A 16,902-nucleotide genomic window follows, 5' to 3' on the forward strand; every position below is an offset into this window, starting at 1 on the left:
ATGTCATTGTGCGGTGTAGCCCCCATCAAGGACGACAGCCTGCCCAGTAACGCCCTTCGCCTTCTCGCTTGCCAAAAACACGGCATAATCCGCAATTTCCTTGACAGAAAGCAGTCGCTTTTGCGGCACAAGCGGAAAAATGACTTGTTCAAGTACAGAGTCGTAAGGGACATTTCTAGTTTTCGATAGATCACTAAGCTGATTGCGTACAAGCTGGGTATCGACATAACCCGGACAGAGCGCATTGACTGTTATGCCGTGGGGCGCGCCTTCCAGCGCCCCTACTTTTGTGAGTCCAATGACGCCGTGCTTGGCGCTATTATAAGCGGATTTCCCTGCAAAGCCCACTAATCCATTAACAGACGCAATATTAATGATTCTGCCAAACTGCTGTTTTTTCATGATCGGAAAAACATGCTTCATTGCAATAAAGGGAGCCGTCAGCATGACCTTGATCAGCTGTTCAAAGGTGTCTGTCGGAAACTCTTCAATCGGAGCGACGTGCTGAATACCGGCATTGTTCACCAGAATATCCAAGCGGCCGTATCGTTTTTGGATGACGTTCACCGTATCAGCAACTTGCGCTTCCTTTGTCACATCATACGGAATGGCCGCCGCGTCAAAGCCTTCTTCTGCAAGCTTGGAGGCTGTTTGTTCACATGCTTCCGGACGGAGGTCTGAAACGATGACGCTAGCGCCTTCACGGGCGAATTCTCTTGCCATTTCGAATCCGATTCCGCCGGCAGCCCCTGTCACCAAAGCGACTTGTTTTCTCATGTCAAACACCTTCCCATTAAGAATTGAGTACAGACTGGCTTACAGCGAAATCAGCTTCTGTTTTTTCATAAACCTCTTCAATTGTGACACCATCCTGAAGCTCCGTCAGTGTCATGCGACCGTTCACAAAATCAAATACAGCCAAATCCGTAATCAGCCTGTGTACGACTTTCTGGCCTGTCAGCGGAAGGGAGCATGTTTTTTTCACCTTTGATTCACCATGCTTATTGACGTGCTCCATGATGACAACGATTCGTTTCGCCCCGTTGACGAGATCCATGGCGCCGCCCATCCCTTTTACCATTTTGCCCGGGATCATCCAATTGGCCAAATCCCCCTGCTCCGAAACCTCCATTCCGCCGAGAATAGCCAAATCGATATGCCCGCCTCTTATCATCGCGAATGACTCAGCGCTGTCAAAATAAGAGGCGCCCGTCACTTCAGTGATCGTTTCCTTTCCCGCATTGATCAAATCCGCGTCTTCCGTTCCTTCCAGAGGATAGGGGCCAATTCCGAGCAAGCCGTTTTCCGACTGAAGCATGACGTGAACGCCGTCGGGTATCTCATTTGCGACAAGCGTCGGCATTCCAATCCCGAGATTCACATTCATGCCGTCCTTGATTTCTTGTACAGCCCGTTTGACCATTCGTTTTCTCGCTTCCTTCACTTGGCCTCACCCTTTCCCGATGCTTGCTGAACTGTTCGTTTTTCTATTCGTTTTTCTTGGCTCGCGCCAAGCACGACATGCTGTACGTAAATTCCCGGCGTATGGATGTGATCTGGATCGAGCTCTCCTGCTTCCACGATTTCTTCCGCCTCGGCAATCGTGATCTTGCCTGCCATGGCGGCAATGGGATTGAAATTTCTCGCCGTTTTCCTAAAAACCAAATTGCCCATGGTGTCCGCTTTCCACGCTTTGACGATCGCCACATCGCCGGTAATGCCTCGCTCCAGCACATAAGTCCGGCCGCCGAATATTTTATGTTCTTTTCCCTCGGCTATGGAGGTGCCGACGCCTGTCGCCGTATAAAATCCCGGTATACCTGCACCGCCTGCACGAATTCTCTCAGCGAGCGTTCCTTGGGGAACAAGCTCGACCTCAAGCTCTCCGCTTAAAAACTGCCGCTCAAAAATTTTATTTTCACCGACATAGGAAGCGATCATTTTCTTGATTTGCTTGTTAGCCAGAAGCAAACCTAGCCCCCAGTCATCGACTCCGCAGTTATTGCTGACAACGGTCAAATCCTTTACTCCCTGATCTCTTATAGACAAAATGAGCTGTTCAGGGATGCCGCACAGCCCAAACCCTCCCGCGATCAGCGTATCCCCATCATGAATCAGTTTCGCAGCTTCCTTGCTTGATGACAGCACTTTTCCCATATTGATGCCCCTTTCGTTTTCTTCTACACTAGACCAGTCAGGCTGTAAATCGCGATCACAGCAAATACGGCAGCGGTTTTAATGAGCGTGATCGCAAAAATATCGCGATACGATTGCCGGTGGGTCAAACCCGTCACGGCGAGAAGCGTGATAACGGCGCCATTATGCGGCAGTGTATCCATCCCGCCTGATGCCATTGAAATGACCCGATGCATCACCTCTGGCGGAATATTGTAAGCCTGAATCGCCTGTAAGTATTGTTCTGACATCGCGCTTAACGCAATGCCCATTCCTCCTGAAGCCGAGCCGGTGATTCCCGCCAGCGCAGTTGTCGTAACGGCGCCATTTACAAGCGGATCGGTAAAAGTATGTGAAATTCCGCTGCTCAGCTTATGAAACCCCGGCAGCGCGGCGATAATGCCGCCGAACCCGTACTCGGCACCCGTATTCATAGATGCCAGCAAGGCGCCGCCAATCCCTTCATTCAGCCCTTCCTTCAATTGGGCAAACACACTTCTCCAATCAAATAAAATCGTTGTGATGATGCCAATCACTAAAGCAATCTCCACCGACCAAATAGCAGCCGCTGAAGAAATATCAAGCCTGCCGAACTCCTTTAATCCTATGGAAGAAAAATCAAATCCATTCGGATACCACTTTGGCAGGTAAATGGTAAAATATTTATTCACTGCACCGACGAGAATAAGCGGGACAAAGGCAAGCGCGTGCCGAATCGGGCTTTTTTCCGGTTCAGCCGCGGACTCAATCGATTCAGGAGCATTCTGCGAATCAAAACCGCCATAGCCTTCGCCAGATGCCTGCGCTTTCTTCCGCCTTGATTCCAAATAGAGCATCCCAGCTGCCAGAACAATCACTGCGCCCATCAAACCCAGCCAAGGGGCGGCATAAATGTCTGTTTTGAAAAACGACGTCGGGATGACATTTTGAATTTGCGGCGTTCCAGGAAGCGCGTCCATCGTAAACGTAAAAGCCCCTAAAGCAATCGTTCCCGGGATGAGGCGTTTTGGTATGTTTGCTTCTTGGAACATGTTTTTCGCAAAAGGATATACGGCAAATACGACAACAAACAGGCTGACACCGCTGTACGTCAAGACAGCGCCCATCAGCACAATGGCAAGTATCGCTCTTTTTGCCCCGACAAGCCGGACAATTGTTTTCGCGATTGATGCCGCAAGCCCGGCCATTTCAACGACCTTTCCAAAAATGGCACCGAGCAAAAACACTGGGAAATACAGCTTAATAAAACCCGCCATCTTCTCCATAAAAATTGATGAAAAAAAAGGAAGCACATGGCTTGGATCTGTCAGCAGCACCGCGAATAACGCGCAAATCGGCGCAAACAATATGACAGAAAATCCCCGATACGCCGTAAACATCAGCAAACCTAACGCCAATAGAATGATGATCAGTTCCACACACACATCCCCCGTTTCTGCGAACTAGAAAGCGTTTACATAAACCTGTCCGCATCGGCTGTTTCCGTCCCCTTTCCATATGTACGAGAAGCGTGGGCCAACTATTCCGATTAAAAAAGGAAAGCTCCTTTTTTCGGAGCTTTCCTCTGCCATTCATTTCATTCCTATTAGGATATCAACATCAACCGTAATATCGGCTGATTTCATCTCTTTCAGGAGGCTGACTCGATCTTTCGGCGCCGACCAGGCAAGCGGCGTCATCTTGAGAAGCCAGTGGATCGCCTGCTGGTCAAGCGTTTTAACATAGCGCAGCCTGACAGGACGGCTGTGTGCTGCATTTGCTGCAAAACGCTCAACAGCTGCCGCATTGGAATACGTGCGTCTTGGTGAATCAGCATATAAAAATTGTCTTAATTCTATTAAATAATCGCTTCGCGGCACTACTTTTACGAGCATGCCATCATTCTTCAGCAGTCTATGAAACTCTGCATAATTGGACGGCGAAAAAATAGACAGCACAACATCAAATTGGCGATCATGAAAAGGAGCACGCGCCACATCGGCAACCGCCCACATCTGATCTTTGAATGCCTTAGAAGCTTTTAAGATCCCATCCTTCGAAAGATCTATGCCGGTTCCTATCGCTGCTTTCCCTGCATAATCAAACCCGCAAAGCGCATTCAAATGAGAACCCTCCCCGCAACCGCTGTCCAGGATGGTGAATGCCTCATGACCAGATGTGGGATGACTGATGAGTTCTGCAATCACATCATGGAGCGGGTCAAAAAAACCACATTCTCCAATCAGCCTGCTCCTCGCTTCAAAAAGCTCGGCACCGTAACTGGTTTTGACCGGCTTCGTCAGAAAGTTCACGTAGCCGTGCCGAGATAGATCAAATGTATGTCCTCGTTCTGTACAAATCAAGCTTTTCCCTGATGCCGCATCCATAGAAGAATCGCAGAGCGGGCATCGAAACATGCTGAAATCAACTGTTCGCTTCATGATAAAAAACACCCCATTCATTCATTTTTAGATAAATGAAAAAGGCATAGACAAATAAACCTAGGCCTATCTCAAAAATTGGCCAGGTCTGGCAGTTTGTCTACACCTGTCATTATCTATAACGAATGAATTGGATAATCATGAAAAAAACTCCCTTTCTGCTGTATGGGTTTCCCCGTTTCCATCATACAACAAATATCCAGGAGCTGGAACCTTATAGTGAAGAAAAATCAGTACTGACATGCTGGTATCCCGCCAACATCATATCAGCATAGCAATCCAGCATGTTTTTCCTTTATTTTCTCATTTTAGAATATAAATTTTATTATTGTGAAAATAGTTAAAAAGGTTGATTTTCAAAAAGTGAAAGGATAAAATACTGCTATCATCATAGAAAAAGACATTCTTGTATATGATCAGTAATATGGTCTGATTGTTTCTACCTAGTAACCGTAAAAAACTAGACTACAAGAAAGTTTGAATAAATTTGAACGAGTTGAAAAGGACAAGTTCTTTTCTGTTTGCTCTTATTTTTCACACTTTCTGCACTTCCAGAATTTGTGAAGGATAAGAGCTTTTTTTGTTTCCATAATAACCCTCATAGGAGTTGCTATCATGTACTTTTTACTAAACCTTGTCGGTCTCATTGTGATTATGGCAGTTGTATTCCTATGTTCTCCGCAGAAAAAGAAAATCAAGTGGCGCCCGATCATTACGTTAATTGTTCTGGAATTGCTGATTACTTGGTTTATGCTGGGAACAAAAGTCGGAAGCTGGGCCATCGGTAAAATCGGTGATTTCTTCACTTGGCTGATTGCTTGCGCCAGTGACGGTATCGCGTTTGCCTTTCCGTCAGTGATGGCGAATGAAACAGTAGACTTTTTCTTTAGTGCGCTTCTTCCAATTATCTTTATCGTCACATTCTTTGATATTTTAACGTATTTCGGCATTTTGCCTTGGCTGATTGATAAAATCGGATGGGTGATTTCAAAGGCTTCCCGCTTGCCGAAATTAGAAAGCTTTTTCTCTATTCAAATGATGTTCCTGGGAAATACCGAAGCACTTGCGGTTATCCGCCAGCAGCTAACGGTTTTAAGCAACAACCGCCTGCTCACATTCGGCTTAATGAGCATGAGCAGCATCAGCGGCTCAATTATCGGATCTTATCTGTCAATGGTGCCCGCGACATACGTGTTTACAGCGATTCCTTTGAACTGCTTAAACGCGCTGATTATCGCAAACCTGCTGAATCCTGTTCACGTGCCGGAGGATGAAGATATCATCTATACACCGCCTAAAGAAGAGAAGAAAGACTTTTTCTCTACGATTTCTAACAGTATGCTTGTCGGCATGAACATGGTGATCGTTATTTTGGCAATGGTGATCGGATATGTCGCATTAACGTCAGCAGTTAATGGCATTCTTGGCGTTTTCGTACACGGCCTGACCATCCAGACGATTTTTGCTTATCTGTTCAGTCCGTTCGCATTCCTGCTTGGACTGCCAGTGCACGATGCGATGTATGTTGCTCAGCTGATGGGCATGAAATTAGCAACAAACGAGTTTGTTGCGATGCTTGACTTGAAAAACAATCTTAAATCCCTTCCGCCTCACACCGTTGCGGTGGCGACGACATTCCTGACGTCCTTTGCAAACTTCAGTACTGTCGGCATGATTTACGGAACGTACAATTCGATCCTTGACGGAGAAAAGTCAACGGTCATCGGGAGAAACGTGTGGAAACTGCTCGTCAGCGGAATTGCGGTATCTTTATTAAGTGCTGCGATTGTCGGCCTGTTTGTGTGGTAGAAACATTGAGCCATATCCCTTTTCGGATATGGCTCTTTTCATTATTGATAAATAGAGGCTGGCACCTGCACATCCCGGATTCCCGCTGCATAAGGCCCCAAGTCATACTGGCCAAAGACGATGGCGATCCCGTTTGCCGTAAAGTAAAACATTGTGTCTTTGTTTAGGGTTATATCCTCTTTCTTAACATCAGGGAAAAACAGCTCATCGTGTTTTTTGATATAGCTATATAGGTAATCTCTCGTTTTGCTGACTTTTGTTTTGGTGTTCAGAATCTGATCCAGCGTCACCCGCTTTTGTGCTTTCAAGTCATAGTTGAAGGACTGGACAGACGTTAAACCGTGGGCGCCCCCTGAATAGATATAATTGAGTGTTTGAATGCTGAGCTTGCCTGCCGCATTGTATTTGACGCTGAAGGATGTTTGATATTCCGTTTTAAAGCCCTGCTGTTCGCCTGCTTTTTTGTTTTTCAGGTATTCCTGATACGATTGTTCAATGTAGGCTTTCAGCTCTTGATTGATTTTCTTTTCAAACGCGGCATTCCCGACGTGATGCACTTGTGGATACGTTAACTCCTTGATCTTTTTGTACGTATGGGTGCTGACAGTCGGTGTTTTCGCTTGAACTGCTTTTAAAGATGGGGCCGCATATGCAAATACAGAAAAAAGCAAGACTGCAATGCCCGCGGCTTTCAGCATTTTATTCCATTTCATACAATCTCCTCCTTTGGTGTCGTTGTTTATCATTCCCTTATTTAAGCAATACACACTTTTATAGACTGATTAAATCGAAAGAAGTTTCTAGGTCTAACAGCATGATTTTCCCAATAAAAAAAGAGACACAGGATGTCTCTTTTTTTACTGTTTGCGCCCAGAAATCGCTTCATGAACGGCCTGTGCCAAATCTGTATTTCCGAACATCTCTAATACCGCAATGACAGTCTGGTCCGGAATGTGCTCTGCTTCGTGTTTTGGCACGACCAGATCGTCCATGGTTTTTTTCAAGCTTTCATTCAGCTTTTGCTGCGGATACGCTTTGGCGTACAGCTCCATCGGATCAAGATCATGGTTCACGCACCACTGGGCAAACACCAAAATCATCATATTTTCATCGCGTTCGTAAGCTTCAGCGAGCTGTTTTTCGTTCATTTGTCATGCTCCTTATGAAAAGTATCTTCCTTAAAGATACAGGAGCCGATCAAATTCGTCTATCCCAATGGCGATGAGCAGAAACCGCATCGATAAATGCCTTGCTGAAAGCGGCGTAGTCAGGTTCTTCTTCAGCCGTTACGATGCCTGGTCCCTCTGTTGTCCCGACAGAGGATTGAAGAAGGTCAATTCCTTCATTTGCCGCACCGATTGCCTTGTAGTGATTGTAAGCTTCTCTGATAAACGCCATCGCTTGTTTGTTGTCTTTTAACTCCAGTCCTCCTGCGGCATAGACGGCATCATACAGAACAGAATCAACCGTCAGGAACGTGCCGTTGGCCTCAAGCTGCTGTCCGCTGCCGCTTGTCATATACCCCAGATTTTGACTGATGATATCTACTGTGATTCCTTCTTGCTTTAAGGCTTCCAGCACTGTTTGCAGCTCTTTTTCATGAAATCCGTTTCCGGCGAGTACAGCGACTTTTCTTGTTGACGCGGTTTTCACTGTACGGGCTTGGCTTAACGCAGGCGAAGTAAGAATTTCTTTAGATGCTTTACGCTTCGCGGGCGCCGCCACGCCTACTCCTTTGGCGATTTCTTCTGCTAAATCAGCATCGACATTGCTGAAGACATCAACGACCTGCCGCTGTACGTCTTTGCTTTTGACCTTCCCGACCTCGAAGCAGAAAGCAGAAATGATGTGCTGTTTCTCCACAGGAGACATGCTGTTCCAGAAAAGCTTCGCCTGTGAGTAATAATCGTTGAAGCTGTCGCTTCGCTGGCGGATTTTTTTGCCCTCGACTTTTTCCTGATAGTGGACGTATCCGCCTTCTTCAGCTGTCGCAGGCGACGGATCATTGTTTTGCAGAGAGTTTTTATGATAAGCGACAGGTCCCTTATTGATCGTCATCCGGTGATAGCCGTCGTATTGATTGTTATGGAATGGACATACCGGCCGGTTAATCGGAAGTTCATGGAAGTTCGGACCGCCAAGACGGATGAGCTGTGTATCCGTATAAGAGAAAAGCCGCCCCTGCAATAGCGGGTCATTGGTAAAATCGATGCCCGGCACGACATTTCCCGGGTGGAATGCGACTTGTTCTGTTTCCGCAAACACATTATCCTGATTGCGGTTCAGCGTCATTTTCCCAATGATCTTCACCGGCACAAGCTCTTCCGGCCACAGCTTAGTCGGGTCAAGAATATCAAAATCAAACTTGAATTCATCTTCCTCATCAATCATCTGCACGCCGAGCTCGTATTCAACCTTGCCGCCGTTTTCAATTGTTTCCCACAGGTCACGGCGATGGAAATCCGGATCTTTCCCGGCAATTTTCTGCGCTTCATCCCATACGAGAGAATGCACGCCGAGCACCGGCTTCCAGTGAAATTTCACGAAACGTGCCTTTCCTTGTTCATTGACAAAACGGAACGTGTGAACGCCGAAGCCTTCCATCATTCTGTAGCTGCGCGGGATGCCTCTGTCTGACATCGTCCACATCACCATGTGAGCCGACTCAGGGTTATTGGCGACAAAATCCCAAAACGTATCGTGAGCAGTCGCTGCCTGAGGCATTTCATTGTGAGGTTCAGGCTTAAACGCATGAACCAAATCCGGAAATTTGATTGCGTCTTGAATGAAAAACACCGGAATGTTATTTCCCACAAGGTCATAGTTTCCTTCTTCAGTATAAAATTTTGTCGCAAAGCCTCTGGCATCCCGCACCGTGTCTGCGGAGCCTTTAGAACCCGCAACCGTAGAGAAACGGACAAATACCGGTGTCTTCACCGAAGGGTCCTGAAGAAATTTGGCCCGTGTATATTCCGTCATTGGTTCGTAAACCTGAAAAAAGCCATGCACGCCATACCCGCGTGCATGCACAACGCGCTCCGGAATCCTCTCATGGTCAAAGTGCGTCATTTTCTCCCGAAAGTGAAAATCCTCCATCAGCGTCGGGCCGCGAACCCCGGCTTTTAACGAATGCTCATCCTCTGACACTCGCAAGCCTTGGTTTGTCGTCATTTTCTTCCCGCTGTTATCGGCCCTGTACTGCTCAAGCTGCTCGTCCTTTGAGTGTTCATTTACACGTTTGTTTTGGTCATCACTCATGTCTGCTCCCCCTTTTTAAAACGAAACATTCTACAGCACATTTACCCGTGGCGTTCTTCATATAAACTGCTAATCCGCTCATTAGGATTTTTGGTCTACATATAAATATGCGGTCATACACATTTGAAATAAGCCTTCTTCACAGAAAGAAAGGATGGAAGCGCTTACTAAAAAAAGCTGTTGAATAGGGGAGGTCATATCATGCTTGCCATACTCGGTTTTGTGATGATGATTGTCTTTATGTACCTTATTATGTCTAACCGGCTTTCCGCTCTTATTGCTTTGATTGTCGTTCCTATTGTGTTTGCCCTGATCAGCGGATTTGGCAAAGATCTCGGCGAGATGATGATTCAGGGCGTTACAGACCTCGCCCCTACCGGTATCATGCTGTTATTCGCCATCCTGTATTTCGGCATTATGATTGACTCAGGCCTGTTTGATCCTCTCATTGCCAAAATCTTATCGTTTGTCAAAGGAGATCCGTTAAAAATCGCCGTAGGCACAGCGGTTCTGACCATGACCATTTCGCTGGACGGAGATGGGACAACAACCTATATGATTACCATTGCAGCGATGCTGCCTCTCTACAAACGGCTCGGCATGAACCGTTTGGTGTTAGCCGGAATAGCGATGCTCGGTTCGGGGGTTATGAATATTATCCCGTGGGGCGGGCCGACTGCGAGGGTTTTGGCTTCCTTAAAATTGGACACGTCAGAGGTTTTCACGCCCCTGATTCCCGCTATGATCGCCGGCATTCTCTGGGTGATCGCCGTTGCTTATATCCTCGGAAAGAAAGAGCGGAAGCGGCTCGGCGTCATTTCGATTGATCACGCACCGTCTTCCGATCCGGAGGCCGCACCGCTCAAGCGCCCCGCTCTTCAATGGTTTAACCTGCTGCTGACTGTCGCTCTGATGGCCGCACTGATCACCAGCCTGCTGCCGCTCCCTGTTCTTTTTATGACTGCGTTCGCCGTCGCCTTGATGGTCAACTATCCAAATGTCAAAGAGCAGCAGAAACGAATCTCGGCGCATGCGGGTAATGCGTTAAACGTTGTCTCAATGGTGTTTGCTGCGGGCATATTCACAGGCATTCTCTCCGGCACAAAAATGGTCGATGCCATGGCGCATTCTCTCGTTTCACTCATCCCTGATGCCATGGGCCCGCACCTGCCGTTGATCACTGCGATCGTCAGCATGCCATTCACCTTTTTCATGTCGAATGACGCCTTTTACTTCGGTGTCCTTCCCATCATCGCCGAAGCCGCTTCCGCTTACGGAATAGACGCCGCTGAAATCGGAAGGGCCTCCTTGCTGGGGCAGCCTGTGCATCTGCTCAGCCCGCTTGTGCCTTCCACCTATCTATTGGTAGGAATGGCAGGCGTCAGCTTTGGCGACCATCAAAAATTCACTATTAAATGGGCCGTAGGAACAACGATTGTGATGACGATTGCCGCACTTTTGATTGGGATTATTTCTTTCTAAATGTATGAGCTTGATCGTAGCATTGAGTGAGTACGTGATTTACAGAGGGGAGAAGATCAAATAGGATATTATGAGTGAATAGAAGATTCACGCCAACAACTTCTCATTACAATCATAAGAGCCTGCTATATTGCAGCAGGCTCTTTCACATTTGGCATTATTTTTTTGTATAGCGCACCCAGTCATAATGAGCGTATAGCGGATTTACACCATTGTAGGAGCCAAGCCATTCATCGACACCCGTGCCATTCCACAAGTTCATCATGATCTTTCCAGGTGTTGTCGGAATTTGGTTTGTTGCAGTATGTTTTAATTGCCCGTCGACATACCATTTAATAGAGTTTGGCTGCCAATCGAATGCATACGTATGATAGGCATTGGCTGCATCAAACCCGAGATCAACAATCTTCTCATGGTTTCCTGCACCATTTGTATAATAGTTAAATTGAACCTTCGTTGTGTCTTTTCCTAAAAATTCGATATCAATCTCATCCCAAGGAGTTCCATCTGTTGGACCTGTGTAAGTGAAGAACGATGAAACGATCCCTGTGTTTTTAGCTGGTTTCATTCTGACTTCATAAAGTCCATAGCCATATGTTTGAACAGAACGGTTTTCCCCGCAGTCAAACTTGTTATAAGATGGGCTTGTTAGCGCTAAACGCATTTCACCCAATGACGTCATTGATACGTTATTAGCCCGCCACGTGCAGTTGAACATATTTCCATTCGAATAACCATCTGCTTTTTGCCAAAAACCGGAGTTATAGCCGTTAAAAGGGTCAAAAAACGATCCACCTGTTTGAGCCGAGGCAGTAGAAGTGACTGCAAACAAACTCATAAACAATCCAGTGACAAGAAGCAGCAACACTCGTTTCAGATAAGGCATATTGGCATTCCCCTTTCATTGAAAGCGTTTTCTATGTTGATCTTACATGATTCTTTTAAAAGGGAACATCGGTCAAAATAATGATAATACCGAATCTTACTTACTTGAATCCTGTAACTATCATCATCTTCCCTCTGAAAAAAATAAAAACCTAAATTACCATCAGCACAGACAGAGATGATCCGCACTCATTGTAATTTAGGTTTTGCCTGCTTTATCAGTAACAATCCTAACATTATCATATGGAATGTAAGAAAAAAACGAACACACGAAAATAAAAATGTCAGCGCTCTCATTATGCTTGTTTAACTACCCTTTCTATGTGAATGGTTAAATACAGCAGCTCGTCACTTGTGAGCTTGTGCTCATACTCCCGCTCAATGTAGGTTTGGATTTTCTTCGTGCATTCATACGCGCGATGATACTTTTCTTTCACTGTATCCAGCAAAAAATCGTCCTGGCTTTCCATGTGAGTGCCGTTAAAAAGACGCTGCGCGAAAAATTTTAAGTGGGTGACGAACCGATAATAGTGAAGCGATTCTTCGTTGAATTCAATCTTAAAATGGTATTTTACAATACTCAAAATCTCTTGCATGACTTTTGTAATGTTGATAATATTGGGCATCTCTTCATTCAGCTCGGCATTTACAATATGCAGAGCAATAAAGCCTGCTTCATCCTCTGGCAGAGAAACACCTGTCTTGTTTTTTACCATAACCAACGCTTCTTTGCCGATCGCAAATTCGTCTTTGTACAGCCGTTTTGTTTCCCACAGCAAGGCGTTTTTGATATCAAGCCCTTTCTGGTTGCGCTGGATGGCAAAGTTAATATGGTCGGTCAGCGACACATAGATGCTGTCGTTGAGCTTTTTGCCGAGCTGTAATTTTGCGTAGCTGATAATCTCTTCGGATACTTCCATACACTCGATCGGTATATCATACAAAAGGGTTTTGAACTTTTCTGATACATCCTTGTTATCGAGCGTGAACACTTTCTCAATGCGGGCTTCATCGACATCATCGCCGGACTTTTTCTGAAACGCGAGCCCCCTGCCCATGACGACCAATTCTTTCCCTTGTTCATTGACCACGCTGATCACATTATTGTTGATCACCTTCGCAATTTTCATGACATGTCCCTCCAATCAACTAAGAACAGACTATATCTTGATTGTACATTCTTTTTGTACTAGGTCAATATCATCAGGGAAAGACGGAAGCTGGTCAGTACAATTCACTCCGTACCTGCTGCCCGGGCTGTTTTTGAAGCAGCGCCTCCAGATGGCGTTCAAATGATGCCTTGTCAGCTTTCTGCTTTTTGACAATGCTGTTCATGATTTTAATGCTTTCAGCGCTGTATTGTGTATATTGTTTTTTCAGCTGATCCAGCTGCTGTCTTGTCTTCTTCGCGTTTTTCGGTGTGACTTGGCCGATGAGTTTGATCATATTGTCTGCGGTCTCAAAAAAAGCGGCTCTATTTTCTGTCAGCTGCTGAATTTCGATGCGGCTCATGTCTTGATTACGCGTTTTTTGAAGCAAGGCGACCGCCTCGCTGTTTTGTTTTTTGAGCGATTTGTTCTCAAGCTTAATCGATTCGAGATTCTCCTTCGCAATGTCTGCTTCTTCTTCAGTCATGCTGCTTCGCACGAAGTATTCTGGATTGCCGATTCCATAATCAAATGCTTCGCTCACTTGTATCATGGAACTGAACACAATGGCCAGCTGCCTGTCGCTTGCGAGGGCTTGGAAATCCTGCTTTTTCTTACTGCTCATCGGTTTGGCTGCGGTTTGTTTTACTGTCTTTTGATCACAGTCTGCGAACATCTGAGCCTCACCTTCACTTTCGCATGCGCTCATCACAAGAACTGTGACCAGCAGGCTTATACACAAGCCTATTCGCCTCATGCTCTGTCTCCTCTCTGCTGAATCCCTTCTGGAAAATACCATAAAATATAGTTAAATGGTACCAGATTCACCTAACCCCAGCAATAAATCAAAAGTATGATTTGAAGCGCAAAAGCATAAATATTTTGTAAAAATTGACGTGCATTCCATTCTTTTCAGGCCCATTTTTCGTACAATAGAAGTATCGTTACCGGAGAGGGGGCTCTGATGATGAAACGTTTTACGAAACAAGAAAACAGCTGGGTATTATATGACTGGGCAAATTCTGCTTACTCAATTGTCGTGACCACCGCGGTATTTCCGTTATTTTATAAATCAGCAGCTGCGGAAAGCGGTGTCAGCGCCGCTCAATCGACTGCCTATCTGGGCTATACCATTGCGATTTCAACGTTTATTCTTGCGATGCTCGGTCCTATTTTAGGCACAATCGCCGACTATGAAGGGTGCAAGAAAAAGTTCTTCGGTTTCTTTGTGTCAGTCGGTGTCGCCAGCACCGCGATGCTCGCCTTTATCCCTAGTGAACATTGGCTGCTATTGTTGCTGTTTTATACGATATCGGCTATCGGTTTTTCCGGCGCCAATGTGTTTTATGATGCCTTTCTCGTTGACGTCACGCCTGAGAAGCGGATGAATCTCGTCTCGGCACGGGGATTTGGCTTAGGATACATCGGAAGCACGATTCCATTTATCATCAGCATTGCTGTCATCCTGCTCGCACAAGCAGAGACTATTCCAGTGTCTGTATCGGCCGCAAGCCAGCTGTCCTTCTTCATAACGGCTGCCTGGTGGGGGCTGTTCACCATCCCAATGATTAAACATGTCCATCAACGCTATTACATCAAAAAAGAACCTCATATTGTCATCAACAGCTTTAAGCGGCTCGGCCAAACGATGAAACGGATCAGACAATACCGGGCACTTTTCCTCTTCTTGCTCGCTTATTTCTTTTATATCGACGGAGTCGGCACGATTATTACGATGTCGACATCCTATGGATCAGATTTAGGGATCGGCTCCTCAAGCCTTCTGATCATCCTATTTGTCACCCAGGTAGTCGCCGCGCCGTTTTCGATTGTATACGGAAAACTGGCAGAACGCTTCACGGGGAAGACAATGCTGTACGTCGGGATCGTCATTTATATGATCGTCTGCGTGTATGCCTATTTTATGGAGACAACGCTTGATTTCTGGATACTGGCTATGCTTGTCGCCACCTCGCAAGGCGGTATTCAAGCCCTAAGCCGTTCCTATTTCGCCAAGCTTGTGCCAAAGCGCCACGCTAATGAATTCTTCGGTTTTTACAACATTTTCGGGAAATTCGCCTCAATTATGGGGCCGCTGCTCATTGCCGTGACCGCCCAGCTGACCGGGAAATCCTCGACTGCGGTGTTCAGTCTGATCATTCTGTTTGTAATTGGTATTGTGATTCTTGCCTTTGTTCCGGAGGAGACCAGCGCCAATGTCAGCCAGCAGCAAAATGACCTGCCCCTTTAACTGGGAGCAGGTCATTCATCATTTATTCGCTTTATTCACCTTCAGCATTTTCCCTTTGACGGTTGTGTTCTTCATCACTTTGAGAACATGAGGGCCTTTACCATTTAAAATCTCAACGTATGAGGCATTATCCATGATCGTAATGATGCCGATGTCGTCAGCTGACACACCGTCAATTTTTGCAATCGTTCCTACAAAATCAACGGCTCTGATTTTCTTTTTCTTTCCGCCGTTAAAATACAGCTTCATAATGTCTTTATTCAGCTCTTCGCTTTTGTCTTTTTTGCTTTCCGGACGGTCATTCATTTTAGCTAGAAATTCAGATTTTTTCCTTGCTACTTCCTCTTGAGAAGGTGCTTCTATTTTTTGAATTTCAAATCCGATATATTCTTCAATGTCGGCTAAAAACCGTTTTTCGAAGGCCGTGACAAACGAAATGGCCTTTCCTTTGTTCCCTGCGCGTCCCGTTCGGCCCGTGCGGTGGACATAGCTTTCCTTTTCAAGCGGCAGATCATAGTTGATGACAAGGGAGATATTTTCAATATCAATCCCGCGCGCGGCGACATCCGTCGCGACTAAGTAACGGTACTCGCCACGTTTAAATTCATTCATGACGTCGAATCGGTCTTCCTGAATCATTCCGCCGTGAATTTTATCGCATGGATATCCTAAGTCATCCAATTCATCGGTCAGCTGATTGACGTGCTCCTTCGTTCGGCAGAAAATGATGCAGCTGTCGGGATTCTCCGTCATCAGCACATCTTTCAGCAATGAAAATTTATTCTCTTCTCTTACTTGAATCACCGCATGTTCAATATTTCTTGTGGTAAGCCCGGCCGCTTTGATTTCGATATGCTCGGGGTTTTGCATATATTGACGGCTCAGCTTCTCGATATCCTGCGGAAGCGTCGCCGAAAACAGCATCGTCGTACGCTCAGTCGGAAGATGCTTGATAATCGCCTCCACCTGCTCAATGAAGCCCATATTCAGCATCTCATCCGCTTCATCAATGACCAAATAAGAGAGACGATCCAACGGCAGCGTGCCTTTTTCGATATGATCCAGAACACGGCCCGGCGTGCCGACAACAATGTGGCTTTTTTGCTTAAGCTCAGCTTTTTGTTTATCAAAGGAGGATTTTCCAAATACGGCTGTCGCTTTGATCCGTTTAAATCGTCCGATGTTCGTGATATCTTCCTTTACTTGCACCGCAAGCTCACGGGTTGGAGTTAAAATAAGCGCCTGCGGCTTGTTTTCATCCCAATCCGTCAGCTCACAGAGAGGAATCCCGAACGAAGCCGTTTTCCCGCTTCCCGTCTGTGATTTGACGACAAGATCCTTTCGTTCAAGGGCAGCGGGGATCACGCTCTGCTGCACCTTGGTCGGTTCTGTATATCCTAGTCCTTCCAGTGCTCGTAAAATGTCATGACTGATTTGATAGTTTTTAAAATGACTCATGTATAAACTCCTGTCT

15 protein-coding genes and 1 riboswitch are annotated in these 16,902 nt (G+C 46.1%); of the genes, 3 read left to right on the forward strand and 12 right to left on the reverse strand.

The window, feature by feature from the left end; genetic code table 11:
• Positions 1–3: 3 nt before the first annotated feature.
• The 5 genes from ACFVP7_RS21330 to ACFVP7_RS21350 form a co-directional block, all read right to left on the reverse strand.
• Entirely contained in the window at positions 4–777 is a 774-nt protein-coding gene (locus tag ACFVP7_RS21330) for a 3-hydroxybutyrate dehydrogenase (protein WP_338731576.1), read from the reverse strand.
• A 16-nt stretch (positions 778–793) separates the two neighbouring features.
• Positions 794–1,444, reverse strand: a complete 651-nt coding sequence (locus ACFVP7_RS21335; RefSeq protein WP_003243049.1) for a succinyl-CoA--3-ketoacid CoA transferase subunit B — start codon at positions 1,442–1,444, stop codon at positions 794–796.
• Positions 1,441–2,157: a CoA transferase subunit A gene (locus ACFVP7_RS21340; protein ID WP_338731579.1), complete on the reverse strand. Its 717-nt coding sequence runs from the start codon at positions 2,155–2,157 to the stop codon at positions 1,441–1,443. The genes ACFVP7_RS21335 and ACFVP7_RS21340 overlap by 4 nt, the downstream gene beginning before the upstream one ends.
• A gap of 23 nt (positions 2,158–2,180) precedes the next feature.
• Complete coding sequence (locus ACFVP7_RS21345) at positions 2,181–3,593, reverse strand: GntP family permease (protein ID WP_338731581.1); 1,413 nt, start codon at positions 3,591–3,593, stop codon at positions 2,181–2,183.
• A gap of 153 nt (positions 3,594–3,746) precedes the next feature.
• The gene (locus ACFVP7_RS21350) at positions 3,747–4,595 is read right to left on the reverse strand and encodes a methyltransferase domain-containing protein (RefSeq protein ID WP_032676955.1); all 849 of its coding nucleotides are present in this window, start codon (positions 4,593–4,595) and stop codon (positions 3,747–3,749) included.
• A 386-nt stretch (positions 4,596–4,981) separates the two neighbouring features.
• Positions 4,982–5,083: riboswitch (purine riboswitch) on the forward strand.
• Between the two features lie 127 nt (positions 5,084–5,210).
• Here ACFVP7_RS21350 and ACFVP7_RS21355 point away from each other — a divergent pair.
• Positions 5,211–6,404, forward strand: a complete 1,194-nt coding sequence (locus ACFVP7_RS21355) for a NupC/NupG family nucleoside CNT transporter (protein ID WP_003227216.1) — start codon at positions 5,211–5,213, stop codon at positions 6,402–6,404.
• Positions 6,405–6,445: 41 nt separating this feature from the next.
• Here the strand turns inward: ACFVP7_RS21355 and ACFVP7_RS21360 are convergent, their stop codons facing one another.
• The 3 genes from ACFVP7_RS21360 to ACFVP7_RS21370 form a co-directional block, all read right to left on the reverse strand.
• Entirely contained in the window at positions 6,446–7,117 is a 672-nt protein-coding gene (locus ACFVP7_RS21360) for a DUF3298 and DUF4163 domain-containing protein (protein ID WP_257434990.1), read from the reverse strand.
• 144 nt (positions 7,118–7,261) lie between these two features.
• The gene (locus tag ACFVP7_RS21365; RefSeq protein ID WP_014478421.1) at positions 7,262–7,552 is read right to left on the reverse strand and encodes a hypothetical protein; all 291 of its coding nucleotides are present in this window, start codon (positions 7,550–7,552) and stop codon (positions 7,262–7,264) included.
• Between the two features lie 49 nt (positions 7,553–7,601).
• The gene (locus ACFVP7_RS21370) at positions 7,602–9,662 is read right to left on the reverse strand and encodes a catalase (RefSeq protein WP_338731590.1); all 2,061 of its coding nucleotides are present in this window, start codon (positions 9,660–9,662) and stop codon (positions 7,602–7,604) included.
• Between the two features lie 201 nt (positions 9,663–9,863).
• On the opposite strand from ACFVP7_RS21370, the gene citH reads away from it, so the two are divergent.
• A complete protein-coding gene (gene citH, locus ACFVP7_RS21375; protein WP_003227205.1) occupies positions 9,864–11,144 on the forward strand; it encodes a citrate transporter CitH in 1,281 nt (426 codons plus the stop codon).
• 157 nt (positions 11,145–11,301) lie between these two features.
• On the opposite strand, the gene bglS is transcribed toward citH, so the two are convergent.
• From bglS to ACFVP7_RS21390, 3 genes are all read right to left on the reverse strand, one after another.
• The gene (bglS, locus tag ACFVP7_RS21380; protein WP_015483903.1) at positions 11,302–12,030 is read right to left on the reverse strand and encodes a beta-glucanase; all 729 of its coding nucleotides are present in this window, start codon (positions 12,028–12,030) and stop codon (positions 11,302–11,304) included.
• Positions 12,031–12,325: 295 nt separating this feature from the next.
• Positions 12,326–13,159 carry a transcriptional antiterminator LicT gene (gene licT / locus ACFVP7_RS21385; protein WP_003242598.1) on the reverse strand — a complete coding sequence of 278 codons (834 nt, stop codon included), beginning with the start codon at positions 13,157–13,159 and terminating at the stop codon, positions 12,326–12,328.
• Between the two features lie 94 nt (positions 13,160–13,253).
• Entirely contained in the window at positions 13,254–13,934 is a 681-nt protein-coding gene (locus ACFVP7_RS21390) for a hypothetical protein (RefSeq protein ID WP_144482958.1), read from the reverse strand.
• Positions 13,935–14,141: 207 nt separating this feature from the next.
• Between ACFVP7_RS21390 and ACFVP7_RS21395 the strand changes: the two genes are divergently transcribed.
• Positions 14,142–15,428, forward strand: a complete 1,287-nt coding sequence (locus ACFVP7_RS21395) for an MFS transporter (RefSeq protein WP_326354038.1) — start codon at positions 14,142–14,144, stop codon at positions 15,426–15,428.
• A gap of 18 nt (positions 15,429–15,446) precedes the next feature.
• Here the strand turns inward: ACFVP7_RS21395 and dbpA are convergent, their stop codons facing one another.
• Entirely contained in the window at positions 15,447–16,886 is a 1,440-nt protein-coding gene (dbpA, locus tag ACFVP7_RS21400) for an ATP-dependent RNA helicase DbpA (protein ID WP_124059455.1), read from the reverse strand.
• Between the last annotated feature and the right edge of the window lie 16 nt (positions 16,887–16,902).

The organism is Bacillus sp. SG20033, from assembly GCF_044570195.1.
GTDB lineage: Bacteria > Bacillota > Bacilli > Bacillales > Bacillaceae > Bacillus > Bacillus subtilis.

Excerpts from the sequence above, each read along its gene's own strand:
- ACFVP7_RS21330 (WP_338731576.1), bottom strand. The coding sequence starts at position 777 with ATGAGAAAACAAGTCGCTTTGGTGACAGGGGCTGCCGGCGGAATCGGA.
- ACFVP7_RS21340 (WP_338731579.1), bottom strand. The coding sequence starts at position 2,157 with ATGGGAAAAGTGCTGTCATCAAGCAAGGAAGCTGCGAAACTGATTCAT.
- ACFVP7_RS21350 (WP_032676955.1), bottom strand. The coding sequence starts at position 4,595 with ATGAAGCGAACAGTTGATTTCAGCATGTTTCGATGCCCGCTCTGCGAT.
- ACFVP7_RS21355 (WP_003227216.1), top strand. The coding sequence starts at position 5,211 with ATGTACTTTTTACTAAACCTTGTCGGTCTCATTGTGATTATGGCAGTT.
- ACFVP7_RS21360 (WP_257434990.1), bottom strand. The coding sequence starts at position 7,117 with ATGAAATGGAATAAAATGCTGAAAGCCGCGGGCATTGCAGTCTTGCTT.
- ACFVP7_RS21365 (WP_014478421.1), bottom strand. The coding sequence starts at position 7,552 with ATGAACGAAAAACAGCTCGCTGAAGCTTACGAACGCGATGAAAATATG.
- ACFVP7_RS21370 (WP_338731590.1), bottom strand. The coding sequence starts at position 9,662 with ATGAGTGATGACCAAAACAAACGTGTAAATGAACACTCAAAGGACGAG.
- citH (WP_003227205.1), top strand. The coding sequence starts at position 9,864 with ATGCTTGCCATACTCGGTTTTGTGATGATGATTGTCTTTATGTACCTT.
- bglS (WP_015483903.1), bottom strand. The coding sequence starts at position 12,030 with ATGCCTTATCTGAAACGAGTGTTGCTGCTTCTTGTCACTGGATTGTTT.
- licT (WP_003242598.1), bottom strand. The coding sequence starts at position 13,159 with ATGAAAATTGCGAAGGTGATCAACAATAATGTGATCAGCGTGGTCAAT.
- ACFVP7_RS21390 (WP_144482958.1), bottom strand. The coding sequence starts at position 13,934 with ATGAGGCGAATAGGCTTGTGTATAAGCCTGCTGGTCACAGTTCTTGTG.
- ACFVP7_RS21395 (WP_326354038.1), top strand. The coding sequence starts at position 14,142 with ATGATGAAACGTTTTACGAAACAAGAAAACAGCTGGGTATTATATGAC.
- dbpA (WP_124059455.1), bottom strand. The coding sequence starts at position 16,886 with ATGAGTCATTTTAAAAACTATCAAATCAGTCATGACATTTTACGAGCA.